This window comes from Streptomyces sp. URMC 127 (assembly GCF_051386535.1).
In the GTDB taxonomy this organism is placed as follows: Bacteria; Actinomycetota; Actinomycetes; order Streptomycetales; family Streptomycetaceae; genus Streptomyces.
The window spans coordinates 1-7,181 of record NZ_JBPQTW010000285.1; the positions used below are offsets into that span (position 1 = coordinate 1).

The window sequence follows — 7,181 nt, forward strand, 5'->3', positions numbered from 1 at the left end:
GCCCCCGACCCCTGTTTGGCCCTCTTTGAGCACCTCTTGTTGACAATCGTTTCCACTTTTGTTGAAAATGAGTGTCATGAACATAAGCCGCCCCCACCGCGCCCGGGCCCCCCGAATACGCACCGCAGCGATCGCCACGGCCGCGGCGCTGGGGCTGCTCGCCCTCTCCGCCTGCTCCTCCTCGGACGGGGCGGGGAAGGCCGCCGACGGCAAGCTCGCCGTCGTCGCATCCTTCTACCCGATGCAGTACCTCGCCGAGCAGATCGGCGGCGACCACGTCAGCGTCACCAACCTGACCAAGCCCGGCGTCGAGCCGCACGACCTGGAGCTCAAGCCCAAGCAGATCGGCTCCCTCGGCGACGCGGGCGCGATCGTCTACCTCAAGGGCGTCCAGCCCGCCGTCGACGAGGCGATCAAGCAGTCGAAGAACAAGCACGCCGTGGACGTGGCCTCCCTCACCACGCTCGAAGAGCACGGCACCGAGGTCGACGGCCACCACCACACCACGGGCGACAACCACTCGCACTCCGAGCACGAGGGCGGCGACGACCCCCACATCTGGCTCGACCCGGTGAAGTACGCCGAGGCCGCCAAGGGCGTCGCGAAGACCCTCGCGGAGGCGGACCCGGACCACAAGGGCGACTATGAGAAGAACGCCGGCGCCCTGGTGGAGAAGCTCGGCGCGCTCGACGCGAAGTTCAAGGACGGGCTGAAGAACCGCGCCTCGGACACCTTCATCACCACCCACGCGGCCTTCGGCTACCTGGCCGAGCGCTACGGGCTCACCGAGGAGGCCATCAGCGGCCTCGACCCCGAGTCCGAGCCCAGCGCGGCCCGCATCAAGGAGCTGCACGCGCTCGCCGAGGAGCACCACGTCTCGACCGTGTTCTTCGAGACGCTCGCCAACCCGGCGACCGCGAAGACGCTGGCGAAGGACCTGAAGCTGAAGACCGACGTCCTGGACCCGATCGAGGGCATCACGGACGACTCCAGGGGCCGCGACTACATCGGCGTCATGGAGGCCAACCTGGCCGCCCTGCAGAAGGCGCTGGGCACCAAGTGAGCGCCCGGGAGGAGATCACCATGGAGCAGCCCGTCATAGCCCTGCGGGGCGCCGGCGCGAGCCTCGGCGGCCGCCCCGTGCTGCGCGGCGTGGACCTGACCGTGCGCCCCGGCGAGGTCGTCGCGCTGCTCGGCGCCAACGGCTCGGGCAAGTCCACCGCCGTGCGCAGCATCGTCGGCCAGGTGCCGCTCACCGCCGGCGAGCTGGAGCTCTTCGGCACCCCGCGGCGGCGCTTCCGCGACTGGGCCCGCGTCGGCTACGTGCCGCAGCGCACGACCGCCGCGGGCGGCGTGCCCGCGACCGTGCGCGAGGTCGTCTCCTCCGGGCGGCTCGCCCGCACCCGGTTCGGGATGATGCGCAAGGCCGACAAGGAGGCGGTCATACGCGCCCTGGAGCTCGTCGGCATGGCGGACCGGCTCGGGGACTCCGTCGACGCCCTCTCGGGCGGCCAGCACCAGCGGGTGCTCATCGCCCGTGCCCTGGCCGGCGAACCCGAGCTGCTGATCATGGACGAGCCGATGGCCGGCGTGGACCTCGCCAGCCAGGAGGTGCTCGCCGAGGCCCTGCGCGCGCAGGTCGCCCGCGGCGCGACCGTCCTGCTCGTGCTGCACGAGCTCGGCCCCCTGGAGCCGCTCATCGACCGCGCGGTCGTCCTGCGCGACGGCTGCGTCGTCCACGACGGCCCCCCGCCGGAGGCCGTGGGCCAGCACGCGCTGCCCGGCCACGACCACGTACACCCGCACGCCGGACCCGCGGCGGAACCGATTCGGACAGGGCTGCTGACCTGATGGACATCCTCGACCTCGCCTTCATGCAGCGGGCGCTGCTCGCGGCGCTCCTCGTCGGCGTCACCGCGCCCGCCATCGGCACCTACCTCGTCCAGCGCCGCCAGGCCCTCATGGGCGACGGCCTCGGCCACGTCGCCCTCACCGGCGTCGGCCTCGGCTTCCTGATGAACGCGAGCCCCGTGTGGGTGTCCGCGGCGGTCTGCATCGTGGGCGCCGTCGTCATGGAGCTGATCCGCTGGTACGGGCGGACGCGCGGCGACATCGCCCTCGCCATGCTCTTCTACGGCGGCATGGCCGGCGGCGTGATGCTGATCAACCTCTCCGACAGCGGCTCCAGCGCCAATCTGAGCAGCTACCTCTTCGGGTCGATCGCCACGGTCTCGGAGGAGGACATCGTCGCGATCTGCGTCCTGGCCGCCTTTGTGATCCTCACCACGGTCGGCCTGCGCCGGCAGCTCTTCGCCATCTGCCAGGACGAGGAGTTCGCGCGCGTCACCGGCCTGCCGGTGCGGATGCTGAACCTGCTCGTGGCCGTCACCGCCGCCCTCACCGTCACCGTCGCCATGCGCGTCGTCGGCCTGCTGCTCGTCAGCGCCCTGATGGTGATCCCGGTGGCCGCCTCGCAGCAGATCGCCCGCAGCTTCAAGGCGACGTTCGCGCTCGCGGTCGGCATCGGCGTCACCGTGACCGTGTCCGGCACCGCCACGTCCTACTACGCCGACGTGCCGTCCGGCGCGACCATCGTGCTCTTCGCCATCGGCCTGTTCGTCCTCCTCACCGCGCTCGCCGCGCCCCTGGCGAAGCGGCGCGCGGGCAGGGCGGCGGCCTCGGCGGAGTGCACCCTGGAAGCGCCCGGGGCGCGCGCCGGGGCGGACGACGTCAAGGTGTGACGCCCGTCGCGGCTTGCCCACCCGCTCGCGCGGACTGGCACAATTGCCGTGCGACATGTGCGGATGGGTGTTCATGCGAGCTGGAGGAGGCAACTGTGGCGACGGCGGGTCCCCCCGTACGCGGCCGGTCCACCAAGCAGCGGGCAGCGGTGGCGGCCGCGCTCGACGAGGTGGACGAGTTCCGTAGCGCGCAAGAACTCCACGACATGCTCAAGCACCGCGGCGCGTCGGTCGGCCTGACCACGGTCTACCGCACGCTGCAGTCCCTCGCCGACGCGGGCGAGGTCGACGTGCTGCGCACCAGCGAGGGCGAGGCGGTCTACCGCCGCTGCTCCAGCGGGCACCACCACCACCTGGTCTGCCGGCTGTGCGGCAAGGCCGTCGAGGTGGAGGGCCCCGCCGTCGAGAAGTGGGCGGACTCCATCGCGGAGGAGCACGGCTTCGTGGACGTCGCCCACACCATCGAGATCTTCGGCACGTGCGGGGAGTGCGCCGCGAAGCGCTGACCCACGCACGTTGAAGGGCCCCGGGCATCGCCCGGGGCCCTTCACGCGTTCTACGCCGAAGTCACGCGTTCTACGCCGAAGCGCTGCCGTCCTCCACCGCGTTCGGGATCGCGCCGCCGAAACGGCGGTCCCGCTGGGCGTACTCCAGGCAGGCGTTCCACAGGTGACGGCGGTCGAAGTCCGGCCACAGCACGTCCTGGAAGACCATCTCGGCGTAAGCGCTCTGCCAGATCAGGTAGTTGGAGGTGCGCTGCTCGCCCGAGGGGCGCAGGAAGAGGTCGACGTCCGGCATGTCCGCGTAGTAGAGGTACTTCGCGAAGGTCTTCTCGGTGACCTTGGCCGGGTCGAGGCGGCCCGCCCGCACGTCCTCCGCCAGCGCCTGCGCCGCGTCCGCGATCTCCGCGCGGCCGCCGTAGTTCATGCAGAAGTACAGCGTGAGCTTGTCGTTGTCCTTCGTCTGCTCCTGGGCGACCTGGAGCTCCTTGGCCACCGAGCGCCACAGCTTGGGCATGCGGCCCACCCAGCGCACCCGGATGCCGAGCTCGTCGAGCTGGTCGCGGGTCTTGCGGATGAAGTCGCGGTTGAAGTTCATCAGGAAGCGCACCTCGTCCGGCGAGCGCCGCCAGTTCTCGGTGGAGAAGGCGTAGAGGGAGATGCTCCCGACGCCCATCTCGATCGCGCCCTGCAGCACGTCCAGCACGCGCTCGGCGCCGACCTTGTGGCCCTCGGTGCGCGGCAGCCCGCGCTCCTTGGCCCAGCGGCCGTTGCCGTCCATGACGATCGCCACGTGCTGGGGGACCAGCTCGCCGGGGATCTTCGGCGGCTGCGCGCCGGACGGGTGCGGGTCGGGTGTGCGGTACTCGCGTCGGGAACGGCCCAGAATCCCGCGTCGTGCCATGCGTGCCACTACTCCTTGGTCCCTGTTTCCCTATTTCTCGACATACCGGAGCGAGCGGAGGCCCCGCTCCAGGTGCCAGTGCAGATATGCCGCGACCAGACCGCTGCCCTCTCTGACGTGGCGCGGCTCGCAGGCGTCGGCCGTGGCCCAGTCGCCGGTCAGCAGCGCACCGAGCAGCCCGATCGCCTCCGAGGAGGGTACGACGCTTCCGGGCACCCGGCACTCACCGCAGACCACACCGCCCGCGGCCACCGAGAAGAACCGGTTCGGACCGGGCATTCCGCACCGGGCGCAGGCGTCGAAGCTGGGCGCGTAGCCGTTGACGGCGAGGGAGCGCAGCAGGAAGGCGTCCAGGACGAGGCCGGGCGCGTGCTCGCCCGCGGCGAGCACGCGCAGCCCTCCGACGAGGAGCAGGTACTGCTGGACGGCCGGTTCGCCCTCGTGGTCGGTGAACCGCTCGGCGGTCTCCAGCATGGCGGTGCCGGCGGTGTAGCGGGCGTAGTCGGTGACGATGGCGCCGCCGTACGCGGCGATGGTCTCGCTCTGCGTGCACAGCGGCAGGCTGCGCCCGACGAGCTCGCTCCCGCGCGCGAAGAACTGCACGTCGACGTGCGAGAACGGCTCCAGGCGCGCCCCGAACTTCGACTTCGTCCGCCGCACGCCCCGCGCCACGGCCCGCACCCGGCCGTGCCCGCGGGTGAGGAGGGTGATGATGCGATCGGCTTCGCCGAGTTTCTGAGTCCTCAGGACAACGCCGTCGTCACGGAAAAGACTCACCGCACACCCCCACGGGTCTCCGGCCGGGGGGCCGGGGGTCGTTCCCCGGGAAAAAGCAGCATGCAGCTATTCTCCCGTACCCCGCGGGGGCTGAACGCCCGCGCCCGACGAGGGCACAATGTGAGCGCCATGACGATCTTCCTCCCCCCAGTGAGTACCCGGTGACCCCCACCCGCCGCCACCCCGTCCGTTCCTCCGCCGCGGCGACCCTCGTGTGCGTGCTCGCCGCGCTCTTCCTGCTGTTCGTCACCGTGCCCGGCAAGCGCGCCGACAGCCGGGCGTTCGCCACGGCGCCCGCGTGCGTGGGCGACGAGCCGGCGCTGGAGTGCCGCAAGACGATCGAGGGCACGGTGAAGCGCACCGGGACCGTGCACGAGGGCAAGTCGACGCACTACCGGCTCACCATCACCGGCCGCGGCGGCGACACCCACCACGCGGACATGAACGGCCCGTCCTCGGTCTTCGCCAAGGCCAAGCAGGGCGACACGGTGAAGGCCACCTACTGGCGCGGAAAGATCCGCTTCGTCGACCTCCGCGGCACCGTGCAGCTCACCGAGGACCAGCCGAAGGACGCCTACCGCCTCCCGTTCGCCTGCGGCATGGGCCTGCTCGCGCTCGGCGGCACGTTCGGCTGGCTCACGTACTGGATGGTCCGGCAGGTCCGCAGCCACCCCGCGCGCTACGCCTGGCAGGCCACCGTGCTGCCCTGCGCGGGCGTCCTGACCGGGATCGTCGCCTTCGTCGCGCCCCTGGTCACGGACACGGTGCCGACGGCCCTGGTGCTGACCGGGGCGGGCGCGGTGCCGGTGGTGCTGGGCGCCCTGTGGCGGATCAGGGTGCGCCGCCGGCAGTCGGAGGAGTTCGAGGTGGCGCCGGTGGTGCCGGAGCGCGAGGAGTGCGTCGAGGGCGGCGTCGCGGCGCGCACCCCGTACGGCCGCGAGCTCATCGGCACCCACCTGGTGGTGGGCCCCGGCCTGCTCGCGGTGACCCCCGACCCGGCGGGCCGCACGCTGCGCAGGGCCCTGCCGCCCACGCTCGTCGTGGAGCGCGTCCGCGTGCCGTACTGGTCGGACCCGTCGGGCGTCACCGCGGAGACCCGCGGCTGGCGGAAGGCGCTCCGGCAGGTGGTGATCGTCTGCCGGGACGGCGCGGACGAGGTGCTCATCGGCGTGCAGCGCAAGCACGTGCCGTTGGTGCTGGGGGCGCTGCGGCGCCCGCCTGCGGCCGGGGAGCCGCGGGAGGAGGTCCCGGAGGCGGTCTCCGCCGAGGGCGGGGCGGGCAGGGCGTAGCGCGTCGCTACGAGGGCGTCCGCGCCGCCGCCAGCAGCCGGTCCGTGTCCTCGGGGGCGAGCATGAGGGCCCGGCCCACGGTGGCGAGGACCTCCCGCTCGGCGGGCCGGTAGGGGCCGTCGGCGAGGGCGATGCGGGCGCCCTGCAGCAGGATCGATTCGCGGCCGGCGGGCGCGAGGTGCGGGGCGAGGGGCTCCAGGGCCTCGTGGAGCTCGATGGCGAGGGCCGTGCCGCGGGGGTCGAAGCCGTCCCGGCCGGCGTAGGGGGACGGGGTGCCCAGGTCGGTGCCGTACGCGCCGGGGAGGCGGCCCGTGTCGGCGGCGAGGGCCTCGATCAGGGTGATCAGCTGCTCCTCGCTGCAGTCCACGAAGCCCGCCGCCCGGACGGCGCCGACGGCGGCTCTTCGCACCGTGCGGGCCTCGGTGCCGCCCGCGGCGAGGACGGCGAGCGCGACGGTGTGCACGGCGTCGCGCAGCATCGCCGAGAAGCGGGTGGTGGTGGGGTGGTCGAGGACGTCCGTGCCGTAGCGGGCGCGGCACGCGGAGCACTCCACGACCGGCCCGACGGGGCCGCGCGGCAGCAGCGGCAGGCCGAAGGCGACCAGGCGGCGGCGCCCGGTGCGGCGGCGGTAGTTGCGGTCGCCGCCGCAGCCGGGGCAGTAGAACTCGCCGTCGCCGACCGTGCGCCACACGGTGCGTACGCCCACCACACACCGGTCCCGGCCGGGTCGGCCCTGCGCGTGCATCACGGCGCACACCTCCATAACGCCACGGCCTCGTCGCCGCGTTGACGTGATGTTAGCCACATCGATGATGCGACGTCAGTACCCCGTGCGCAGAGCGTGGGCGTCATACGGGGGATCTCGCCACCGCGCCACCGGATACGGTGGTTTCCCCTGGGAACCCTTGACGGTCGCTGCGGGCCGGTGGGGGCTTGTCGCGCAGTTCCCCGGGCCCCTTACGGCTGTCTC

The 7,181-nt window shown here is 72.5% G+C and carries 8 protein-coding genes; 5 read left to right on the top strand and 3 right to left on the bottom strand.

Translation table 11 applies throughout. From position 1 onward, the window contains the following. The first annotated feature begins 76 nt into the window (after positions 1-76). From ACSNOH_RS31985 to ACSNOH_RS32000, 4 genes are all read left to right on the top strand, one after another. On the top strand, positions 77-1,063 hold the full coding sequence (locus tag ACSNOH_RS31985; RefSeq protein ID WP_436724950.1) for a metal ABC transporter substrate-binding protein: 987 nt from the start codon (positions 77-79) through the stop codon (positions 1,061-1,063). 20 nt (positions 1,064-1,083) lie between these two features. Beyond that, positions 1,084-1,851, top strand: coding sequence for a metal ABC transporter ATP-binding protein (locus ACSNOH_RS31990; RefSeq protein WP_436724951.1), 768 nt, complete (start codon positions 1,084-1,086; stop codon positions 1,849-1,851). Next, positions 1,851-2,741, top strand: a complete 891-nt coding sequence (locus ACSNOH_RS31995; RefSeq protein ID WP_436724952.1) for a metal ABC transporter permease — start codon at positions 1,851-1,853, stop codon at positions 2,739-2,741. The genes ACSNOH_RS31990 and ACSNOH_RS31995 overlap by 1 nt, the downstream gene beginning before the upstream one ends. A 95-nt stretch (positions 2,742-2,836) precedes the next feature. After that, the gene (locus ACSNOH_RS32000) at positions 2,837-3,247 is read left to right on the top strand and encodes a Fur family transcriptional regulator (RefSeq protein WP_058044529.1); all 411 of its coding nucleotides are present in this window, start codon (positions 2,837-2,839) and stop codon (positions 3,245-3,247) included. Positions 3,248-3,317: 70 nt separating this feature from the next. Here the strand turns inward: ACSNOH_RS32000 and ACSNOH_RS32005 are convergent, their stop codons facing one another. Together ACSNOH_RS32005 and recO are read right to left on the bottom strand one after the other, a co-directional pair. Continuing rightward, complete coding sequence (locus ACSNOH_RS32005; protein ID WP_436724953.1) at positions 3,318-4,145, bottom strand: isoprenyl transferase; 828 nt, start codon at positions 4,143-4,145, stop codon at positions 3,318-3,320. 30 nt (positions 4,146-4,175) lie between these two features. Continuing rightward, the gene (gene recO / locus ACSNOH_RS32010; RefSeq protein ID WP_436724954.1) at positions 4,176-4,922 is read right to left on the bottom strand and encodes a DNA repair protein RecO; all 747 of its coding nucleotides are present in this window, start codon (positions 4,920-4,922) and stop codon (positions 4,176-4,178) included. Between the two features lie 161 nt (positions 4,923-5,083). On the opposite strand from recO, the gene ACSNOH_RS32015 reads away from it, so the two are divergent. Further along, positions 5,084-6,211, top strand: a complete 1,128-nt coding sequence (locus ACSNOH_RS32015; protein ID WP_436724955.1) for a hypothetical protein — start codon at positions 5,084-5,086, stop codon at positions 6,209-6,211. Positions 6,212-6,218: 7 nt separating this feature from the next. Here ACSNOH_RS32015 and ACSNOH_RS32020 read toward each other — a convergent pair whose 3' ends face one another. After that, positions 6,219-6,956 carry a TerB family tellurite resistance protein gene (locus tag ACSNOH_RS32020; RefSeq protein ID WP_436724956.1) on the bottom strand — a complete coding sequence of 246 codons (738 nt, stop codon included), beginning with the start codon at positions 6,954-6,956 and terminating at the stop codon, positions 6,219-6,221. Between the last annotated feature and the right edge of the window lie 225 nt (positions 6,957-7,181).